This is a genomic window from Parendozoicomonas verongulae (genome assembly GCF_009711465.1).
Classification (GTDB): domain Bacteria; phylum Pseudomonadota; class Gammaproteobacteria; order Pseudomonadales; family Endozoicomonadaceae; genus Sansalvadorimonas; species Sansalvadorimonas verongulae.
On sequence record NZ_SMME01000409.1, the window covers coordinates 1 to 767 of the forward strand.

At 49.7% G+C, this 767-nt stretch carries 1 protein-coding gene; it reads left to right on the forward strand.

Features of this window, described 5'->3' with window-relative positions:
• Positions 1-14: 14 nt before the first annotated feature.
• The coding region (locus E1189_RS00850) for a reverse transcriptase domain-containing protein (protein WP_329601867.1) at positions 15-767 on the forward strand (753 nt) is incomplete at its 3' end.

A 767-nucleotide genomic window follows, 5' to 3' on the forward strand; every position in this document is an offset into this window, starting at 1 on the left:
TACTCGACCGTCTGATCCAACAGGCCATAGCACAGATCATGCATGAAGAATGGGATCACAAATTCCATAACAACAGTTATGGTTTTCGTCCCAACCGAAATGCCCATCAGGCTATAGGTTACGTTCAGCAGGTGATACGGGGGGGACGAGACTGGGTTGTAGACTGTGATCTTGAGGCTTTCTTTGACACCGTCAATCATGACCTGTTGATGGCAGAGCTCAAGACACAACAGCAGGACGCTACGCTGCTGAAGTTGATAAATCGTTATCTTAAGGCCGGAGTCTGCATAAATGGAATCAAACAGGCCAGCACGAAAGGTCTCCCGCAAGGCGGTCCTCTGTCGCCTGTCCTTTCGAATATAGTCCTGAACAATCTGGATTGGGAACTGGAAAAGCGGAACCTCAGGTTTGCCCGGTATGCCGATGACTTTGTGGTGCTTGTCGGTAGTGAAAGAGCGGGTAAACGCGTGATGAAACACCTGCAACACTTTGTTGGAGAATCACTGCGACTCACAGTGAGTACCCGCAAGAGTGCTGTTGGTCGCCCATGGGAGCGTAACTTCCTTGGGTTTACGTTTAGCCGACGGGAACTGAAAGTAAAAGCCAGTGACAAAGCACTGGCCAAACTGAAGACAACCGTCAAACAGCTGAGCCGTCGAACAAGAGGCCATTCTATCACCCGGATCATTGAAGAGCTGAGAAAATCCCTGCTTGGCTGGAAAGCGTATTTCGACATGGCCGAAATACTGAGTCCTCTGAAAGATCTG